The organism is Streptomyces sp. NPDC001816, assembly GCF_042892235.1.
Lineage (GTDB): Bacteria > Actinomycetota > Actinomycetes > Streptomycetales > Streptomycetaceae > Streptomyces.
The window spans coordinates 89,576-107,356 of the sequence record NZ_JBIATY010000005.1 but is presented as its reverse complement, the minus strand read 5'-3'; the positions used below and the strand labels follow the sequence as shown (position 1 = coordinate 107,356).

16 protein-coding genes and 2 pseudogenes are annotated in these 17,781 nt (G+C 72.4%); 10 read left to right on the top strand and 8 right to left on the bottom strand.

Annotation, left to right across the window (positions count from 1 at the left end; translation table 11 throughout):
- The first annotated feature begins 49 nt into the window (after nucleotides 1-49).
- The gene (locus ACFYZZ_RS19345; protein ID WP_389177074.1) at nucleotides 50-904 is read left to right on the top strand and encodes a GNAT family N-acetyltransferase; all 855 of its coding nucleotides are present in this window, start codon (nucleotides 50-52) and stop codon (nucleotides 902-904) included.
- Between the two features lie 42 nt (nucleotides 905-946).
- Here the strand turns inward: ACFYZZ_RS19345 and ACFYZZ_RS19340 are convergent, their stop codons facing one another.
- Nucleotides 947-1,429 (bottom strand): nucleoside deaminase, encoded by a 483-nt coding sequence (locus tag ACFYZZ_RS19340; protein WP_389178235.1) that lies wholly within the window; start codon nucleotides 1,427-1,429, stop codon nucleotides 947-949.
- Nucleotides 1,430-2,338: 909 nt separating this feature from the next.
- On the opposite strand from ACFYZZ_RS19340, the gene ACFYZZ_RS19335 reads away from it, so the two are divergent.
- Nucleotides 2,339-2,500, top strand: coding sequence for a hypothetical protein (locus ACFYZZ_RS19335; RefSeq protein WP_389177072.1), 162 nt, complete (start codon nucleotides 2,339-2,341; stop codon nucleotides 2,498-2,500).
- 40 nt (nucleotides 2,501-2,540) lie between these two features.
- Entirely contained in the window at nucleotides 2,541-3,317 is a 777-nt protein-coding gene (locus tag ACFYZZ_RS19330; RefSeq protein ID WP_389177070.1) for a GNAT family N-acetyltransferase, read from the top strand.
- A gap of 7 nt (nucleotides 3,318-3,324) precedes the next feature.
- On the opposite strand, the gene ACFYZZ_RS19325 is transcribed toward ACFYZZ_RS19330, so the two are convergent.
- On the bottom strand, nucleotides 3,325-3,588 hold the full coding sequence (locus ACFYZZ_RS19325; protein ID WP_389177068.1) for a GlsB/YeaQ/YmgE family stress response membrane protein: 264 nt from the start codon (nucleotides 3,586-3,588) through the stop codon (nucleotides 3,325-3,327).
- A 216-nt stretch (nucleotides 3,589-3,804) separates the two neighbouring features.
- Here ACFYZZ_RS19325 and ACFYZZ_RS19320 point away from each other — a divergent pair, with 216 nt between their 5' ends.
- Nucleotides 3,805-5,259 carry a hydrolase gene (locus ACFYZZ_RS19320; RefSeq protein WP_389177066.1) on the top strand — a complete coding sequence of 485 codons (1,455 nt, stop codon included), beginning with the start codon at nucleotides 3,805-3,807 and terminating at the stop codon, nucleotides 5,257-5,259.
- A gap of 39 nt (nucleotides 5,260-5,298) precedes the next feature.
- Here ACFYZZ_RS19320 and ACFYZZ_RS19315 read toward each other — a convergent pair whose 3' ends face one another.
- Complete coding sequence (locus tag ACFYZZ_RS19315; RefSeq protein ID WP_389177065.1) at nucleotides 5,299-8,022, bottom strand: exo-beta-D-glucosaminidase; 2,724 nt, start codon at nucleotides 8,020-8,022, stop codon at nucleotides 5,299-5,301.
- 101 nt (nucleotides 8,023-8,123) lie between these two features.
- Nucleotides 8,124-9,308, bottom strand: a complete 1,185-nt coding sequence (locus ACFYZZ_RS19310; protein WP_389177063.1) for an ROK family protein — start codon at nucleotides 9,306-9,308, stop codon at nucleotides 8,124-8,126.
- Nucleotides 9,309-9,427: 119 nt separating this feature from the next.
- On the opposite strand from ACFYZZ_RS19310, the gene ACFYZZ_RS19305 reads away from it, so the two are divergent.
- A complete protein-coding gene (locus ACFYZZ_RS19305; RefSeq protein ID WP_389177061.1) occupies nucleotides 9,428-10,885 on the top strand; it encodes an APC family permease in 1,458 nt (485 codons plus the stop codon).
- 143 nt (nucleotides 10,886-11,028) lie between these two features.
- Here the strand turns inward: ACFYZZ_RS19305 and ACFYZZ_RS19300 are convergent, their stop codons facing one another.
- Both ACFYZZ_RS19300 and ACFYZZ_RS19295 read right to left on the bottom strand, forming a co-directional pair.
- Nucleotides 11,029-11,466, bottom strand: a complete 438-nt coding sequence (locus tag ACFYZZ_RS19300) for an SPW repeat protein (RefSeq protein WP_389177059.1) — start codon at nucleotides 11,464-11,466, stop codon at nucleotides 11,029-11,031.
- 224 nt (nucleotides 11,467-11,690) lie between these two features.
- On the bottom strand, nucleotides 11,691-12,155 hold the full coding sequence (locus ACFYZZ_RS19295) for a sigma factor (RefSeq protein WP_389177057.1): 465 nt from the start codon (nucleotides 12,153-12,155) through the stop codon (nucleotides 11,691-11,693).
- 94 nt (nucleotides 12,156-12,249) lie between these two features.
- Here ACFYZZ_RS19295 and ACFYZZ_RS19290 point away from each other — a divergent pair, with 94 nt between their 5' ends.
- Nucleotides 12,250-13,284: a MerR family transcriptional regulator gene (locus tag ACFYZZ_RS19290; RefSeq protein WP_389177055.1), complete on the top strand. Its 1,035-nt coding sequence runs from the start codon at nucleotides 12,250-12,252 to the stop codon at nucleotides 13,282-13,284.
- Between the two features lie 28 nt (nucleotides 13,285-13,312).
- Here ACFYZZ_RS19290 and ACFYZZ_RS19285 read toward each other — a convergent pair.
- Nucleotides 13,313-13,704, bottom strand: a pseudogene (locus ACFYZZ_RS19285) (FAD-binding domain-containing protein); the annotation flags it as partial.
- A gap of 35 nt (nucleotides 13,705-13,739) precedes the next feature.
- On the opposite strand from ACFYZZ_RS19285, the pseudogene ACFYZZ_RS19280 reads away from it, so the two are divergent.
- A pseudogene (locus tag ACFYZZ_RS19280) lies at nucleotides 13,740-13,952 on the top strand (alkanesulfonate monooxygenase); the annotation flags it as partial.
- A gap of 2 nt (nucleotides 13,953-13,954) precedes the next feature.
- On the top strand, nucleotides 13,955-14,491 hold the full coding sequence (locus ACFYZZ_RS19275) for an HXXEE domain-containing protein (protein WP_389177053.1): 537 nt from the start codon (nucleotides 13,955-13,957) through the stop codon (nucleotides 14,489-14,491).
- Between the two features lie 478 nt (nucleotides 14,492-14,969).
- Here the strand turns inward: ACFYZZ_RS19275 and ACFYZZ_RS19270 are convergent, their stop codons facing one another.
- Nucleotides 14,970-16,022, bottom strand: a complete 1,053-nt coding sequence (locus ACFYZZ_RS19270; protein ID WP_389177051.1) for an acyl-CoA dehydrogenase family protein — start codon at nucleotides 16,020-16,022, stop codon at nucleotides 14,970-14,972.
- 151 nt (nucleotides 16,023-16,173) lie between these two features.
- Here ACFYZZ_RS19270 and ACFYZZ_RS19265 point away from each other — a divergent pair, with 151 nt between their 5' ends.
- Together ACFYZZ_RS19265 and ACFYZZ_RS19260 are read left to right on the top strand one after the other, a co-directional pair.
- Nucleotides 16,174-16,524 (top strand): YciI family protein, encoded by a 351-nt coding sequence (locus tag ACFYZZ_RS19265; RefSeq protein ID WP_389177049.1) that lies wholly within the window; start codon nucleotides 16,174-16,176, stop codon nucleotides 16,522-16,524.
- Nucleotides 16,524-17,726 (top strand): RNA polymerase sigma factor, encoded by a 1,203-nt coding sequence (locus ACFYZZ_RS19260; protein WP_389177047.1) that lies wholly within the window; start codon nucleotides 16,524-16,526, stop codon nucleotides 17,724-17,726. Before ACFYZZ_RS19265 ends, ACFYZZ_RS19260 begins: the two co-directional genes overlap by 1 nt.
- Nucleotides 17,727-17,781: the final 55 nt, after the last annotated feature.

Below are 17,781 nucleotides of genomic sequence, written 5' to 3'. Positions count from 1 at the left end.
GTACCGCGCCGTCCGGCACGTCCCGACCCCCACGCAATGGAGCGCACCGATGACCTCTCCGGCCCCCCAGGACCTCGTCGTCACGCAGGCCACTCTCGCCGACTGGCCGGTGATCAGCGGGTGGGCGGCGGCAGAGGGGTGGAATCCCGGACCCTCGGACGGTCCGGCCTTCTTCGCCCAGGACCCGGACGGGTTCTTCCTCGGCCGGATCGACGGGGAGCCGGTGTCGGCCATCTCCGTCGTGAACTACGGCTCCGACTATGCCTTCCTCGGCTGCTACCTCGTCCGCCCGGACCTGCGCGGCCATGGCCACGGCCTCGCCACCTGGAAGACCGGCCTGGCCCACGCCGGAAACCGCACTGTCGGCCTGGACGGAGTCGTCGCCCAGCAGGACAACTACCGCCAGTCCGGCTTCGAACTCGCCTACCGCACCACCCGCTTCACCGGCACCGCCCCGCAGAGCCGGATGCCCGAGGGTGTCCGTCCCGCCGGGCCCGCCGACCTGCCCGCCGTCACCGCCTACGACAGCGCCTGCTCCCCGGCCGACCGTCCGCGCTTCCTCGCCGAGTGGCTCACCGGCCCCGGTCACCGCGCATTCCTCCGCCACGACGGCGACCGCCTCACCGGCTACGGCGTGATCCGGCCCGGCCACGACAGCCTGCGTATCGGCCCGCTCTTCGCCGACACCGCCGACGACGCCCGGGCCCTGTTCGCCGCGCTCACCGCCGAGGCCGCAGGCCACGAGGTCGCCATCGACGTCCCCGAACCGAACACGGCCGGCGTCGCACTGGCCGAGGAGGCCGGCTTCAGCGCCTCGTTCGAGACCGCCCGGATGTACACCGGGCCGGTCCGTGAGCACGCCCGCGAGCGGATCTTCGGTGTCGCCACGCTCGAACTCGGCTGAGGCGGCCGGCGCCGGTCGACAGCTGTGGCCGTGAAGCGCCGGTCAGCGACTTTCCGCGTGGCAGCGGCGGTGCAGGTCCCGTACCTCATCGACCAGCTCGGGCACCGGCCCCTCGACGGCCACACCGGGGGCCACCGCACGCACGGGCAGCGCCCGCACCGGCGCCGCGGGTACGCCCAACTCGGTCAGCCAGGCTGCGAGTTGTCCGGACGAGGCGACGTACACGATGCGGCCCAGCCCGACCCAGGCGTGCGCGGCCGCGCACCTCGGGCAGTGCTCGCCCGAGGTGTAGACGGTGGCGGCGGCGCGCTCCGCGGGCGTGAGGTGGGCGGCCGCCCAGCGGGCCGGCTCGAACTCCGGATGCCGGGTGCGGTCCCCGGCGGCCACCCGGTTGCGGTCCTCGGCGAGGACCGTGCCGTCCGCCGCCACGAGCACCGACCGGAAGGGCTCGTCGCCCGCCTCCAGCGCCTCCCGCGCCAGCTCGACGCACCGGCGCAGATGACCCAGCTCACTGTCCTTCACCATGGGGCACGGACCTCCTCGCAGCATGATCCCCGGCGCCGCAGGGCAAGGGCACCGAGGGTGACACAGCCACCCGGCTCCCGTGCGGCGGCGCACCGCGCCGTACGGCCGGAAGGCGTCCCGGCGCCCCGCCGCGACCGTCGCCCGCGCGAGCACGGCAGCGGGCAGCACACCGGCACCGAGGGCGTCCAGCGCCACCCCGCCGGTGAGCGAACCGGCGGCGATCCCCGCGGTGTACACCGTGGTCTGCAGCGACGTCGCCACAACGTCGCCCGCCGGGCCCGAGACGTCGACCAGTGCGGTCTGGATCAGTACCAGCGCCCCACCGAAGGCCACGCCCCACACGGCGACGGCGCAGACCAGCACCGCGTGCGCACCGGAGGCCAGCCCCAGCACCAACAGGACCGTCGGGAACAGGGCGAGCACCGCCGGCAGCGTGGGCCGCAGATGCCGGTCGACCAGGACGCCGAAGTCGGATCCCGGCCACCGTGGCGGCCCCGAACACCGCGAGCAGCCCGCCGGTACGGCCGCATCCGGCGTGCGCGGCGAACGGGGCGACGTACGTGTACATCACCTGGTGCCCCAGCTGCAGACACAGCGTCACGGAGAGCACCGGGCAGATCCCGGGCCGTACGGCAACCCCGGACGAGCGGCACGCGCGCGTGCGGGAGTTCGCCGGTGAAGCCGGGCACCCGCAGCCGTACCCACACCACGAGCAGGACGGCGAGGACGGCCGGCGAGCCGAAGGCCGTCCGCCTGCCCACCGCCCCGCCGGCGCAGTACCGGCGGGCAGGCCCAGCGCCAGGGCCAGGGTGATCCCGGCGGGCACGACCGCGATGGCCCGGCCGCGCCGGGCGGCCGGCACCATCCGGGACCGCATGGCCGACGAGCATCGCCCACAGCGTGCCGCCCATGGCGTCGGCCGGCCGGGCCAGGAAGGTGAGCGCGTACGACGACGACAGCGCGACGGGCGCGTCGCTGACCGCGAACCCCAGCACCGCGCCGCACAGCACCGGCCGCCGCGGCAGCCCGCGCAGCGCCGTCGTACCTGTCCGTGGTGCGCCCGGAGGGTAATTCCGTTGCCCCGCCGGGGCGCTGATGCTGGAGTGATCCCATGGATCATGCCGCGGTGCTAGCCCTGTACGACCGGGACATACGTGAGGGCGCACGCCCCGACGGGCCCGGAGCCCGGATCGAGCGGACCGGTCAGGTCGTCCGCCAGGTCGCCGACGCGCAGGGCTGGAACAGCGTGGTGTGGTCCGCCCTGGACGAGGGGAGCGTGGACCGGGCGATCGGCGAACAGATCGCGTACTTCACCGGCCTCGGCCGCGACTTCGAGTGGAAGCTCTACGGCCACGACCGGCCGGTGGACCTCGGCTCCCGGCTCACCGCCGCCGGATTCCGCGCGGAGCCCGAGGAGACGCTCCTGATCGGCGAGGTCGCCCGGCTCGCCCTGGACGCCGAGCCGCCCGAAGGGATCCGCTTCGTCCAGGCCACCGACCCGGCCGGCATCGACCTCGTCGTGGACGTGCACGAGAAGGCCTTCGGCACCGACGGCACCCGGCTGCGGCACCGGCTGCTCGCCCGGCTGGCCGCCGACCCCGGCACGGTCGTCGCCGTGGTCGCGCTCGCCGGGGACGAGCCGGTCAGCGCCGCCCGCATGGAGCTGGTGCCCGGCACCCGCTTCGCCGGACTGTGGGGCGGCGGCACCGTCGAGGCCTGGCGGGGCCGGGGCATCTACCGTGCCCTGGTCGGCCACCGTGCCCGCGTCGCCGCCGCCCACGGCTACCGCTACCTCCAGGTCGACGCCTCGGCCATGAGCCGCCCGATCCTGGAACGCCTCGGCTTCCACGCGGTGAGCACCACGACCCCTTACTTGTACGGGAGTTGACGCTGCATCAGCGCCGGGTCCGCGCCCGGTCCAGCGCGGCGACCCCCACGGCCGCGAGGGCGATCTGGATGAACCACTCGATCCAGTCGGGCCCCTTGGTGTCCGCGACCCCGAACCCGGCGGCGATCGCCGAGCCCAGCAGTGCCGCCACGATGCCGACCAGAATGGTCCACAGGATGCCGATGTGCTGCCGCCCGGGCACGACCAGCCGGCCCAGCACGCCGATGACGAGCCCGATGACGATGGCGCTGATGAGGCCTGAGATCTCCATGTCCACCCCTCTTCGTCGCGTTCCCCGCTGACGTTCCATGTGCCCGCTCCGGCGGCGGGCACTCCGCTGCGCTTATTGCCGGGACTTTCTGTTCACCGAGCCGTCATGCCATGTACCTTTCAACCAATCGACGCGTGTAGAACCCTCAAGCGGGTTCTACGCGCGCAGACTTGGCGCCCCCACCGCCTCTCCCCACCCCTCATGGAGGTTCGCCGGATGCTCGGATCGAGGAGATCCCGCCGCAGATTCACCACCGCCCTGGCCGGACTCGGGCTGCTCGTCACGTCCGCAGCCCTGCAGATCGGCACGAGCGCCACCCCCGCCCACGCGGCCACCACGCACCGGATCCTGTTCGACAACGCCCACGCCGAGACGGCCGGCAACGCGGACTGGATCATCTCCACCAGCCAGCCCGACCCGCTCGGCCAGGACTCCACCCCGTCGGCCGAGACGGACTGGACCGGCGCCCTGTCCTCCTGGGGCGTCGACCTGCAGAAGACCGGCAGCTACAGCCTGAAGACGCTGCCCTCGGGCTCCAGCCTCAGCTACGGCGGCTCCTCGACCACCGACCTGTCGAACTTCGACACGCTGGTCCTGCCCGAGCCCAACACGATGTTCACGACCGCCGAGAAGACGGCGATCATGAACTTCGTGAAGAACGGCGGCGGTCTCTTCATGATCTCCGACCACACCGGAGCCGACCGCAACAACGACGGCTACGACGCGGTCGAGATCCTCAACGACCTGATGACGAACAACAGCGTCGACTCCACCGACCCGTTCGGCTTCTCCATCGACTCGCTGAGCATCAGCTCCGACTACCCGTCGGCGATCAGCGACAGCACCGACCCGGTCCTGCACGGCTCCTTCGGCACCGTCACCAAGAGCCTGATCGCCAGCGGCACCACCGCCACGCTCAAGCCCGCCGACAACGCCGGCGTCAAGGGCCTGCTCTACCGCACCGGTTACTCCGGCAACACCGGCGCCTTCTTCGCGACGTCCACCTTCGGCAGCGGCCGCGTCGCCTTCTGGGGCGACAGCTCGCCGATCGACGACGGCACCGGCCAGTCCGGCAACACCCTGTACGACGGCTGGAACGACTCCGGCGCCACCAACGCGGCCCTCGCCCTCAACGCGACCGCCTGGCTGGCCGGTGACGGCACGACCGGCGGAGGCGGTGGCGGTGGTGGCGGTACCTGCACGGCCGCCCAGCTGCTGGCCAACCCCGGCTTCGAGTCCGGCGCCACCTCCTGGACCGCTTCCAGCGGCGTCATCACCAACGACACCGGCGAGGCCGCCCGCACCGGCTCCTACAAGGCATGGCTGAGCGGTTACGGCTCCGCCCACACCGACACCCTCGCGCAGTCGGTGACCATCCCTGCCGGGTGCACGAGCGCCACCCTGAGCTTCTACCTCCACGTCGACACCGCCGAGACGACCACCTCGACGGCCTACGACACCCTGAAGGCGCAGGTCCTGGGCAGCAGCGGCACGGTGCTGTCGACTCTCGCGACCTACTCGAACCTGAACGCGGCGAGTGGCTACACCCAGCGCAGCTTCAACCTCGCGAGCTACGCGGGCCAGACGGTGACGATCAAGTTCACCGGCACCGAGGGCTCCACCCTCCAGACGTCGTTCGTCGTGGACGACACCGCGCTCAACGTCAGCTGAACCGTGCGGGGGTGAGCCACCGGGCCCACCCCCGGCACGTCAGGCGGCCGGGACCGTCTGCTCCGGCGTGTTCCAGCCGGAGACCCGCACGCCCGGCGCCGAGCCGTGCAGATCGGCGGTCCGGTAGGTGGCGGTCAGCGTCACCGACTCGCCCGGCCACAGGCCGACCTCGTTGTCCGACCACCGCACCGGCAGCACCGGTTTGCCCTGGGCGTCGACCAGATGGACGTCCGTGAACAGCGACGGAGTACGGCCGCTGCCCGTGTTGCGCAGGGTCACCGTCGTGGTCGACGTACCGCCGGACGACTCGGTCGACGCCGTGGCCGACACCGGTGCCTGCGCCATCGAGGTGAGCCCCTTCAGGTCGGCGTAGCCGGTCGTCGGCGTGTGGTACCAGTCGGTCTTCGCCCAGTCGAGCTTGTCGGCCTTGGTGGAGAGCCAGTACACGTTCCGGCTCACCTCCTTGCCGTCCGCGCCGGTCAGGGTCAGCCGCAGCAGGTAGGTGGACGACAGGCCGCTCACCGACGCGGGCAGGGTGAGCGCGGTGCCGTGCGCACCGTCGCCGTTCACCGTCACCCCGGTCACGGTCTTGTCGTACTTCTGTGTGCCGTCGGGGTAGAACAGCGTGGCCCGCGCGGTGAGTCCGCCGGCCGCGGTGTGCCGGTTGTTCACCACGACGACCGAGCGGTCGTCGTACGAGTACTGGACGTGCAGCGGCTCGTTCGCCTTCTTGGCGCCGAAGTAGGCACCGCCCTGGTCCAGGTAACGGTCCATCAGCTGCCAGTGCAGCGAGGTCCAGCCGCTGTTGAACATCCAGTAGATCATTCCGGTGGAGGGCTTGCTCGCGTCCGTCGCGTTGCGTGCGTAGGCCTCGTACTGGGCGCGGACGTTCTCGTACTGGGCGAGCTGCGCCTTGCGCACATAGTCGGTCAGGCCGGTCGGGGCGCCGTAGCGGCCGGTGAGAGCCGCGTCGTAGATCTTGAGCGTGCCGAACACGGGCGAGGGTGAGCGGTGGTACTGCCTGGTGCCCGGGTTCTTCCAGAGCGTGTCGAGCTCGGCGGGCGTCATCATCCGGCGCAGGGTGTCGAGCGTGGGGATGTCGGGGCCCGCGCTGGTCTCGGAGTTGAAGCCGGTGGCCCCGCCCTCGCGCTTGGCGTACCAGTAGTTCGGCGGGATCCAGTCGTAGGGCCCGGTCATCTTCATGCCCGAACTGCCCAGCTGGGGCGAGGACCTGTCGGAGGCCGAGGAGACCACCGGGTTCGGCCAGTCGGCTGCCTTCAGGGCGTCCAGGTAGTTCTTCTCGATGGTCGCGTCGGGCGCGTAGTCGCTGCCGATCAGGAACGAGATCACGCTCGGGTGGTCACGCAGCCGGGCGGCCTCGGCGGCCATGGAGGCCTTGGCGATCGGGTAGTCGGCGGCGGTCCACTCGTCGCCGGACTCGCCGTTGCCGTTGACCTGGCCCTCCCACTTGTCGCAGCACTCCCAGCCCGGCAGCGTGAGCACGCCGTACCGGTCGGCGAGGTCGAAGAACTCGTCCGGCTCGATGTGGCCTTCCAGGCGGATGGTGTTCAGCCCGAGGTCGACGGCGTACTTCAGCCGGTCCTCCACATAGGTGGAGTCCCAGCGCAGGAACTCGTCCGGCGACCAGCCGCCGCCCTTGACCAGCAGCTTGCGGCCGTTGATCCGGTACTGGCGGGCGCCGTCGGAGTTCAGGGGCGCCTGCACGTCGCGGATGCCGAAGCTCTCGTGGGCGGTGTCAGAGGCCGTGCCGGACACGGACGCGGTGAGGTCCAGGTCGTACAGCGACTGCCCGCCCATGCCGGCCGGCCACCACACCTTCGGGGAGGTGAGGTGGAGTCCGGGGACGTCGGCGGGGGAGAAGGTGACGGTCTTCGTCTCGTGCGCGGCGAGCGGCACGGACCTGGTGAAGGCCGCCCCGGCGACGGTGCCGGAGATCTCGGCCGTGACCGCCGTCCCGGAGTCGTTGCGGGCCTGCGCCTTGACGGTCAGGTCGGCGGAGGCCAGGGACGGCACGGCGAGCTTGGTCACCACGTGCGCGTCGCGGAGCGCGACCGGGCCGCCCCGGCGGACCAGGACGTCACGGACGATGCCCATGTTCCGGTCGGGCGGCGGCTGGAGCCAGTCGATCCAGCCCATGGTGAGGTTCTTGTTGGGCTCGTTGGGCTGGATGCGGAAGGCGACCGTGTTCGTGCCGGACTTCACCAGCGAGGAGATGTCCAGCTCGTGGCGGGTGTAGGCGCCGGTGACATCGGCGGCGCGGGCCACCTGACGGCCGTTCACATAGACGTCCGCCGCTGAGATCACGCCGCTGAAGTCGAGGTGGGTGCGCTCGGTGGTGTCGGCGACCGTGAAGTCGGCCCGGTACCACCACGGGACCTGGAAGTCGGCCCGGGGGATCTTGTCCTGGTTGGTGGAGTGGAACGGGTCCGCGTACCGGCCGTTCGCGAGCAGCGCCGCGAGGACCGTCGAGCGGGGGCCCGCCGGATACCAGTCCGTCGCCGGGTAGCCGGGGGAGGAGACGGCCTCCGCCGAGTCGTCGACCTCCGCCGTCGACTGGACCGCGTAGCCGGACAGCGGGGTGCTGCTCCCGGCTGCGGAGGGGACATGGGTGACCCCGGCGTGCCGGTGTGCCGGGGCTGGATCCCGGGACCCGGCCCAGGCACTGGTGGACAGCGAGCAGAGCAGACCCAGGGCCACGGTGGCCGTGGCGAGGCGGCGTCTGCGGGCGGGGCGAGGGAACACGGCGGTCTCCAGGCTTGTAAAGTTAGGAAACTTTACTAACCTGCCTCAAGCTAGGGCGCAGGGTGGGTGGTGTCAATCACCGTGGCCGCGGCGGCAGATGCTCAGGGCGCGGCCGTCCTGTGCTCGAACACCATCTCCCGCGCCGTGCCCAGAGCCGTCGCCACCGCGCCCAACAGGACCGCGTCCTCACCCAGTCGGCTGGGTGCGAGCTTCGGCCGCAGCGGAGTCAGCGTGCGCAGATGCTCCCGGACCGGTCGCAGCAGCAGGTCCACGCTGTGGCCCACGCCGCCGCCGAGCACGACGAGGTCCGGGTCGAGCACCGCGGCCGCGGCCGCCACGGTGTGCGCTATCCGCTCGCCCTCCAGCTGTACCGCCTGCACCGCGGCCGTGTTGCCCTGCCGGGCCGCGTCGAACACGGCCTTCGCCGTGAGCTGCCCGCGCATCCCGAAGTGCCGCGCCGCCTCCACGACGGCCACCCCCGACACCGCGTCCTCCAGCCGCTCCGGCTTCTGCCGGCCGGGCCACGGCAGGAACCCGATCTCCCCGGCCAGCCCGTGCGCCCCCGTGAACAGCCGTCCCTCGCTGACGACTCCCATGCCGAGGCCGGTGCCGATCAGGATGTACGCGAACAGCCGGCTGCCCGCGCCGACCCCGTAGGTGTACTCGCCGAGGGCGGCCAGGTTGGCGTCGTTGTGCACCTCCAGCGGTATCCCCAGCTCCCCGCGCAGACGGTCGAGCAGCCCCGCGCGGCCCCAGCCCGGCAGATGCATCGCGTACCGCACCCGCCGCTGCTTCGCGTCGTAGACCCCGGGCGTGCCGACCACGCCGTGCACCACCTCCGCCGGGTCCACCCCGGAGTTGGCGACGACTTGGCGGGCGGTGCCCACGACCAGGTCGGCGAGGGCGTCCGCGCCGCGGGCGGGGTTGCGCACATCGGACCGGGCGACCACCGTGCCGTCCAGGTCGGCCAGCGCGACCCGCAGCCAGCTGCGGCCTATGTCGACGCCGAGCGCGTAACCGGCGGCCGGGTCGGGTGCGTACAGCACGGCGACGCGCCCGCGCTCGGGAGCATGGGTGCCGACCTCGTGCACGAGTCCGGCCGCCTCCAGCGAGGCGAGCGCGCTGGACACCGTCGGCTTGGACAGGCCGGTCTCCCGGGCCAGCTGGGCACGTGAGGCGGCGCCGACATGGCGCAGCCGGTCGAGGAGCAGCCGCTCGTTGGCGCTGCGCAGCCGTCGACGGCTCCACGGCTGTTCGTGCTGCTCTACGGCGTCGCTGGCGGCCATCGCACCATTCTCACGTATTACTGACGCATGCTTGACGTATCTAGTAAGGCTCCTTAACTTTATCGGCCATCCCGCCTCCTCCGGCAGACCCCTCTCCGTGCCTCGCGTCAGGAGCCCCCATGTCCGGTAGCCCGCCACCCTCGGGTGGCTTCGTCCGCCGTGTCGGCCTGTTCCAGGCCACGGCCATCAATATGAGCCAGATGTGCGGCATCGGCCCGTTCGTGACGATCCCGCTGATGGTCGCCGCGTTCGGCGGCCCCCAGGCGGTCATCGGATTCGTCGCGGGCGCCGTGCTGGCCCTCTGCGACGGGCTGGTGTGGGCCGAGCTGGGCGCCGCCATGCCCGGCTCCGGCGGCAGTTACGTCTACCTCCGCCAGGCCTTCCAGTACCGCACCGGCCGGCTGATGCCGTTCCTGTTCGTGTGGACGGCGATGCTCTTCATCCCGCTGATCATGTCCACCGGCGTGGTCGGCTTCGTCCAGTACCTGGGCTACCTCGCCCCCGACCTCGGCCGGACCTCGGGCGACCTGATCGGCCTCGGCGTCATCGCCCTCGTCGTGCTGCTGCTCTGGCGCGGCATCGAGCACATCGCCCGCATCACCGCCGTGATGTGGACCGTGATGATCGCCTCGGTCCTCCTGGTGATCGTCGCCGCGGCCACGGACTTCAGCCCGCACCGGGCCTTCACCTACCGGGCGCACGCCTTCGACCTCACCTCGAACCACTTCTGGCTCGGCTTCGCCGCGGGCCTGACCATCGGCATCTACGACTATCTCGGCTACAACACCACCGCCTACATGGGCGCCGAGATCAAGGACCCCGGCCGCATCCTGCCGCGCTCCATCCTCTTCTCGATCCTCGGCATCATGGCGATCTACCTGCTCCTGCAGATCGGTACGCTCGGCGTCCTCGACTGGCAGCGCATGACCGACCCGAAGGACATCGCCTCCACCTCCGTGGCCTCCGCGGTGCTGGAGGAGACCTGGGGCAAGGGTGCCGCCGACACGGTGACCGTCCTCATCCTGATCACGGCCTTCGCCTCGGTCTTCACCGGCCTGCTCGGCGGCTCCCGCGTCCCCTACGACGCGGCCCGCGACCGGGTCTTCTTCCGCCCGTACGAGAAGCTGCACCCCAAGCACCGCTTCCCGATGCTGGGCCTTGCGACCATGGGCGTGATCACCGCCGTCGGCTTCCTGATCGGCCGCCACACCGACCTCGCCACGCTCATCCAGCTGCTCACCACGGTGATGGTGATCGTCCAGGCGCTGGCCCAGATCATCGCCCTCTCCGTCCTGCGCAAGCGGCAGCCGACCCTGCGCCGCCCGTACCGCATGTGGCTCTACCCGCTCCCCAGCGTCATCGCCTTCGCCGGCTGGTGCGTGATCTACGCCTATGCCGACAAGAACTCCCCGGGCCGTCACCCCGTCGAGTGGTCCCTGGCCTGGCTGGTCCTCGGCTGCGTCGCCTTCCTGATCTGGGCACGGCTGGAGAAGGTGTGGCCGTTCGGGGAGCGGGAGATCAGCGAGGAGTACCTGGCCGCCGCACCGTTGCCGGACGGTCAGCCGGCGGGGGCCTGACTCCAACAGCCGTGCGCCGCACCGACGTCACCGCCATGAGGTGCGGGCAGACGGAAGCCGGTCCGCCCGGGCGGACCGGCCCCGTCTTCCTTTTGTGGCCTTCACTTCCTTCGACGTGGTCCTCCCTTCCTCGTGTCTTGTCCTTATGGCTTGGGGACGCTCTTCGCAGCCGTACCGGCACACATCAGGCCGAGAACGAAGGCCAGGGCGCCGATGATGATGTTGTTGAGGATCACGCCGGTGTCCGGGCTGCTGCCCACGATCCACGGCGCGACGATCATCCAGACACCCAAGGCGCACATGGCCCAGCTGAGGCCGTACATCCGCTCGGGGGCCGTGGTGAACCCCAGGGCCAGCAGGCCTATGGCGATGCCCACGATCAGGTTGTGGGTGGCGAGCGCCGGCTGGCTTGTCGTGTAGTGAAGGATCCACGGAGATGCCGCGCAGTACAGACCGAGCAGGAACACCGGCCCGTCCACCAGCGCCACATCACGACCACCGAGCATGCGGGCGTACCGGGCCCGCATTTCGGAGATATCGGGGTGGGTTGTCATGTCACCCCTGTGCGAGACGTTGGCCATGACTCGTCTCCTTCTTGACTTGCGGGCCCGACCGCCTCTGGTGCGGTGTGCGGTAAGCGCCGCGTACCTAGTTTCCTCTTATTCGCCCTTTATGTGTAGAGGTCGGTGCGCAGCTTTGGCCGTGCGGCCCGGGGCGAAGGAGAGCCCCCGAAGAGCGCCGACTCTCTCCGGGGTCGACCGAGTGGAGCGGCGCCTCAGCGGCGATCTCCTGCACACCGCACCGTTTACGCATCGAAAACTCCGGCGTCCGCTCCGGCCCGGAGCGGCCCGAGCAGCCGCCGTAGCCGGTACAGGCCGCGCCGGGCGTGGCTCTTCACGGTGCCGCGCCGCCTCGGGGCCCGGCTCGGCTGTGCCGTTGAGTACGAGGGCCGAGCCCGCGGCCGCGACCAGCGACGCCCGCCGGGCCCGCGCGGACAGGGCGTCGGCGATCCTGCGCCGGGTGATGCAGACGATCCAGCCGGCCGGCGGACCGTGCTCGGGCCGGTATCCGCGCCGCCCCGCCACACCCCGAGGAACACCTGCTGGGCTACGTCCTCCGCCACCCAGGCATCGCCCAGCGAACGCCGCGCCAGGCCGTACACGAGGGCGGACCAGCGCCGGTGTATCGCGGCCAGGCAGGCGTCGTCGCCCGTAGGCAGGCTCCGTGCCGACTCCGCGTCGCTGTGGCGTTCCTCGACGTGGTGCTGCATGATCACGGCTCCTCGGACGAGACGGTGCCGTCATCCTCGGAGCGCGGGATCCATGACCTCAACCCGCATCGATTCTGCATCGTATAGTCACGGTGTGGACGGAAAGCACGTCGGAGACGGCCCGTCCGCCCCGGACACAGCGGCGGCCGAGGTGGTGCTGACCACGGGTGCCCTCGCCCGTCGGCTCGGGGTCTCACCCACCACCCTGCGCTCCTGGGAACGCCGCTACGGCATCGGCCCCGCCGAGCGCGTGGCGGGCCGGCACCGGCGCTGGTCGCCCCGGGACGTCGCCGTGCTGGAGGCGATGTGCCGGCTGACCTCGGCCGGTGTGCCCCCTGCCGAGGCGGCCCGGGCCGCGCGGAACGAGGCCTCCGTGGGCGGGCCCCGGCCCCCCGCGGCCCAGGACGAGGAGACCACCGGCGGACCTGCGACCGCGCGCCCCCTCACGGCCGCCGCGCCGCCCTTGGGCGAGGTGCGCCAGGAGCGCCGTGGCCTGGCCCGCGCGGCGGTACGGCTGGACGCGCCGGCGATGGAGGAGCGGCTGGCCACCGCCGTGGCCGGGTTCGGCCTCATCCACGCCTGGCAGGAGGTCATGGTGCCCACCCTGCATGCCGTGGGCCGCAAGTGGGCCACGTCCGGAGACCGCTATGTGGAGGTGGAGCACCTGCTGTCCTGGCACGTCTCCACCACCCTGCGCCGGCACACCCGGCCGCCCGTAGCGTCCGCCGGTCCCACGCCGGCGGGCCCGGTCCTGCTGGCCTGCGTGCCCGGCGAACAGCACACCCTGCCCCTGGAGGCGCTCAACGCCGGACTGAGCCAACTCGGCATCGCCACAAGGATGTTCGGCGCCGCCGTCCCCGCGGAGGCGCTCGCGGCGGCGGTACGGCGCCTGGGCCCGGCCGCCGTGGTGCTGTGGGCGCAGGCCCGCTCCACGGCGAGCCTGCCGCTGGCGCAGCACATCGCGGCCACGGAGTGGGGGGTGAAGGGGGCCAGGTCGCGGCCGCTGGTCCTGCTCGGCGGCCCCGGCTGGGCGGGCCGGGCCGGCCACGGCATGCTCCGCCCCACGAGCCTGCCCCAAGCCCTCGACGCGCTGGCGGTGGCCTGCGGCCGACCGGGCCGGGAACGGTAGAACGCTCCGCAGAGCGGGCGGACCGTCCTCAGCCACGTCCGCGAGCCCGCTTGAAGCGGGCCAGCCCGTCGGCCAGTTCGACCATCGGGTCCGGTTACGCACCGGCGGCCGTCCGCTCCGGGCCCCAGAGCTTCCACGGGTCGTGCACCGCGTGCCCCTCGACGCCCCTCAGCTCCTCCACCCAACGGCGGACGTACGTACCGTCCGGGGCGTACCGCATGCCCTGCGTGACCGGATTGAGGATGCGGTGGGGGGCGGGTGTCCGTGCCCGTCCCGGCCACCCACTGCCAGTTCACTGGTGGCCACGTCGCCGTCGACCAGCAGCTCCAGGAAGTACCGGGCGCCCACCCGCCAGTCGACGTGCAGCGTCTTGGTGAGGAAGCTCGCCGTCAGCAGACGGCCGCGGTGGTGGATCCAGCCCGTCGATACCAGCCCTGCTGAACGATGCCGCCGAGCTGCACGCCATCACCCGGGACACCTCCGAGCAGGCCTGGGCCGAGGCGAACCGGCTGCTCGACGGTTTCGACGCGGAGACCGTACGGTCCGTCCAGGCGGGTCTGGGCCGCAACGAGTCCGAGGGGCAGCGGCGCATGCTCGCCCTGCACGGCGGCAGCCGCGACGCTCTGGGCGCTGACCAGGTGAGCAACTCCGCCTGGCAGACTGCGGGTTCATGACACGAGAACCGCTGGATGTGGGGGCGTCCGTCACCTTCGGGCTGCTGGCGGCCTGGGCCGTGCACGACACCGAGGAACTGGTCATGGTGCCGAGGTGGGTGCGGACAGCGGTCCCGGAGCTGCGGAAGCGGTATCCCCGCGTGCCGGAGACGGTGTGGCGGCAACTGGAATCGGTGGACGGCCGCGAGTTCACGACCGCCGTGGCCGCGATGGCGGTGGTGGTCGCGGCGGCCGCCGGCGACGGGCACCGCACCGGCGGCCGCTCCGCCGTCTACCAGACGGCGCTCAACGCTTTCGGCCTGCACGGCGTGGTGCACCTGGCCCAGGCGGCCGCGTTCCGGGGCTACACCCCGGGCTCGGTGACCACCCCGCTGATCGTCCTCCCGTTCACCCTCTGGGCCCGCGGCCGCCTGCGCCGCTCCGGGGTCCTCCGCCCCACCCGCCCGCGCGACGCACTCCAGGGCCTCGCCTTCGCCGCGGCCGCCACGGTAGGCACCCACGCCGTGGCGCGCCGGGTACTGCGCCACCGCTGACCCCGGCTCGCGCACGCGAGTCGGGTGGTTGTGGCGCGCGGCGTCTGTCGGTGTGCTTGGGCGTTCGCCTTGGGTGTGGCCGGGCGGTCGCCGCCGGCCCGTCCGCGTGTGGCGCGTACACGCGAGCCGGCTCGCTGAGGTGTACGGCCTCCGCCGGTTTGTCCGGGCGGCCGCCGCCGGCCCGTCCGCGTGCGGTGCGTACGCGCGAGCCGACTGGCTGTGGCGTACGGCCTCCGTCGGTGTGCCTGGGCGCCCACCTCGGGTGTGCCCGGGCACCGACCCCATCTCGCACCGTCGCCGTGCAAGCCCCCGGCAGGGGCGCTCGGCGCCCACCTGCAAGCCGCGCCTGGTTCACGCCCTGCTCGGCTTACGCGCCGCAAAGCGCCGTTCGCTTCACGCGCCCGTTCGCTTCACACGCGGCACGGCAACACGCCCCGCTCGGCTTCACGCCCAGCCCGGCCTCACGCCCAGCCCGGCCTCACGCCCCACCCCCGCCCCACCCCCCGGCCAGCGCCCGCAAATGCGCCCGCCGAGTCTCCGCCGTCTGCCCCTGCACCAGCAGGAACAGCCCCTCGCGGGCCAGTCGTTGGGCGGGGCTGGTCAGGGACATCGCGCGGCCGCCCCCCGCCACCACCGCCGCCGTGGTGGCCGTACCAAGGACGTCGTACGCCTCGGCACGCACGGCCAGCCGTTCCGCGACCCGCTCCAGCGGCACCGGGTGGTCGGCCAGGGCGTAGGCGTGGCGGCGGACGGCGGCGAGGCGGGCGCGCAGCGGGCGGGCGGACTCCTCGTCCAGCAAGGACAGGGCCGCCTGAGCGATGCCGAAGACCGCGGGACTGGCGTTCAGTGTTCTGGCCCGGTCGCCGGGCGCCCACGACTCGTACGGCGTCCGCAGGGCCACCGCCTCCTCGGGTACTCGCAGGCCGTCCAGCTCCAGCGACACCGTGCGGGCGGCGGTGAGCGCCGCGAGGCGCAGTGGCGGCGAGGCCCGCAGGCCCGGCTGGTCGCGTGCCTCGACGAAGGCGAAAAGGGCATCGTCCGCCTCGGTCACCCCGGCGAGCAGCATGACGTCGTTCAGGCCCCATCCGGTGTACCAGGGAACGGTCCCGTCGAACCGCCAGCCGCCGCTCTCCCGCCGCACCCGCACCGGGACGCGCGGATACGCCCGCAGGTGCGCGTACGCCACCCCGGACAGCAGCTCGCCGCGGGCCAGAGGGCCCAACAGGCGCTCGCGTACCGGCAGTTCGCTCTTCGCCAGGGTCTGTACCGGTGTGTGGTGCTGCGTCTGCACGAACCATGTCGAGCAGCACGCGCCGGCCAGGATCTCCGCGGTCTCCCGCAGCACGGCCGGGGGTGCCCCCGCGCCGCCGTAGGCGACGGGTGCGACCACGCCGAGCAGCCCGGACTCCTTCACCGCCTCGATGTGGCTCGCGGGGACGCCCTCCTGGTCCACCCGTTCGGCCTCGGGGAGGAGCAGGTCGGCGGCGAGCCGCCGGGCGCGGACGACGAGCGGATGTGCGGTGTCGGTCATGCGGAGGATTCTTCCGAAGACCGACCGCTGCCGGTTTTTTCTTCCGGATCCGTGGTGCGCGGTGTCGATCCGGGCTCCGCCCGTTCGTGTAGGAGGTGACAGACACCCCCGGCAGCGGGAAGACGCCGGGGAGGAACCGCAGGAGGACATCATGAAGCACTACCTGCTCAGCGTGGTCCAGCCGGCCGGCGGACAGCCGCCCGCCCCGGAGGCGCTCGCCGAGATCATGCGCGACGTCGAGGCCTTCAACGACGAACTCCGCGCGGCCGGAGCCTGGGTCTTCGCCGGTGGCCTGCACGGCCCCGAGACCGCCACCATGCTGCGCCCCAAGGACGGCGACGTGCTCATCACCGACGGGCCCTACGCAGAGGGCAAGGAGTACCTGGGCGGGCTCTGCCTGATCCGGGCCGCCGACCTGGACGAGGCTCTGGAGTGGGGACGCAAGGCAGCCCTGGCGACCACCCTGCCCATCGAGGTACGGCCCTTCGTGGACCAGCACTGATGGCCGAGGCGCCCGGCATCGAGGCCGTCTTCCGCGCGGAGTGCGGGCGCGCGGTCGCCGTCCTCGTCCGCTTCCTCGGCGACATCGACCTCGCCGAGGAAGCGGTGCAGGACGCCTTCGCCACCGCCGTGCGCAAGTGGCCGGAGACCGGTGTGCCGCCGAGCCCGGCCGGCTGGATCATCACCACCGCCCGCAACCGGGCCGTCGACCGGCTGCGCCGCGAGTCCTCCCGGGACGCCCGACACGCCGAGGCCGTCCGGCTGTACGCGCCCGACGCACCGCCCGAGGAGGGCCCCGTGCGCGACGACCGGCTCCGTCTGATCTTCACCTGCTGCCATCCCGCGCTCGCCCTGCAGTCCCGGGTCGCCCTCACCCTGCGCCTGCTGGGCGGCCTGAGCACCGCCCAGATCGCCCGCGCCTTCCTGGTCCCCGAGCCGACCCTCGCCCAGCGGCTGGTGCGGGCCAAGGCCAAGATCCGCGACGCGGGCATCCCGTACCGCGTGCCCCGCGACGCCGACCTGCCCGATCGGCTCGGCGGAGTCCTCGCCGTCGTCTACCTGATCTTCAACGAGGGCTACACCGGCGATCCCGCCCTGTGCGCGGAAGCCGTACGGCTCGGCCGGCTGCTGGCCGAGCTGATGCCGGACGAACCCGAGGTCACCGGACTGCTCGCCCTGATGCTGCTGATCGAGGCGCGCCGGCCGGCCCGGCAGGACGCGGACGGCGCCCTGGTGCCGCTGCCCGAGCAGGACCGCGCCCGGTGGGACCGCGGCCTGATCGCCGAGGGCCAGGACCTGGTCCGGCGCTGCCTGCGCCGCGACCGGCCGGGGCCGTACCAGATCCAGGCCGCGATCAACGCCGTGCACAGCGACGCACCGATCGCCGCCGCCACCGACTGGGGCCAGATTCTCCGCCTGTACGACCAGTTGACGGCCGTCGCTCCGTCACCGGTCGTCGCGCTGAACCGGGCGGTCGCGGTGGCGGAGGTCGAGGGTCCGGCCGAGGCCCTGGCGCTGGTCGACTCCCTCGACCTCACCGGCTACCACGTCCTGCACGCCGTCCGCGCCGACCTGCTGCGCCGCCTGGACCGGCCCGCCGAGGCCGCGGCGGAGTACGCGAAAGCCGTCGAGCTGGCCGCGAGCGAGGCCGAGCGGGCCCATCTGGAGCGGCGCCGACGGGACCTCGACCATCGGACGACGTGACCCTCGTCACCGACGGCAGCAGGTGGAATTTACTTGGGTACCTGAAAGGTTGGTA